Genomic DNA, 820 nt, shown 5'->3' on the forward strand with positions numbered 1-820 from the left:
GGCGGATTCAACCGGTCGATGCAACACAATAACGCTATTATGCGGCGGGAGTGTTGCGATGAAACAGAGACGCCGAATCTATTACAGTGAGAGTCAGAAGGCGTTGATGTGGGAGCGCTGGCGTGCGGGCGAGTCGCTGCAGCATATTGCGCAGCTATTCGATCGTAACCATTCATCCGTAGCGGGAATACTGGCGCAAACTGGAGGAATCCAGCCTCCACCGCGACGGCGATCGAAGCGGTCGCTCACGCTTGCCGAGCGCGAAGAAATCTCAAGAGGTCTCGCAGCGGATGATTCGATCCAATCGATCGCACGGCGCCTGTCGCGAGCGCCGTCTACGGTCTGCCGCGAGATCAAGCGCAACAGCGGCGAGAAAGGCTATCGGGCCGACTTCGGCGATGAGCTTGCCTGGCAGCGGGCGCTGCGCCCGAAGCCGTGCAAGCTGGTCGCGACACCGGCGCTGGCAAAAATCGTGGCGGCAAAGCTGCAACTGGAATGGTCGCCGCAGCAGGTCGCCGGATGGCTAAAGCGAACATGGCCGGGCAACGAGGGTTTCCACGTGTCTCACGAAACGATCTATCGGACGCTCTTTATTCAAGCACGCGGCGCGCTGAAAAAAGAGCTGCTGGAGCACCTGCGGCGCACCCGTGCCATGCGTCGCTCACGTCATCACACGCAGAAGACCGAGGATCATGGTCGTATCCGCGATGCTGTTTCGATCAGTGAACGTCCCGCTAAGGTTGAGGACCGCGCCGTTCCGGGGCACTGGGAAGGCGACCTCCTGTGCGGCAGCGGTAACAGCCAGATTGCAACGCTTGTA

The 820-nt window shown here is 60.4% G+C and carries 1 protein-coding gene; it reads left to right on the forward strand.

Annotated features, from left to right (window positions below; translation table 11 throughout):
• Positions 1-58 precede the first annotated feature (58 nt).
• Positions 59-820, forward strand: a 762-nt coding sequence (locus tag NCS58_RS32115) for an IS30 family transposase (protein WP_250539000.1), incomplete at its 3' end; no start/stop codon positions are given.

Source organism: Caballeronia sp. INML3B (assembly GCF_023631305.1).
Classification (GTDB): Bacteria; Pseudomonadota; Gammaproteobacteria; order Burkholderiales; family Burkholderiaceae; genus Caballeronia; species Caballeronia turbans.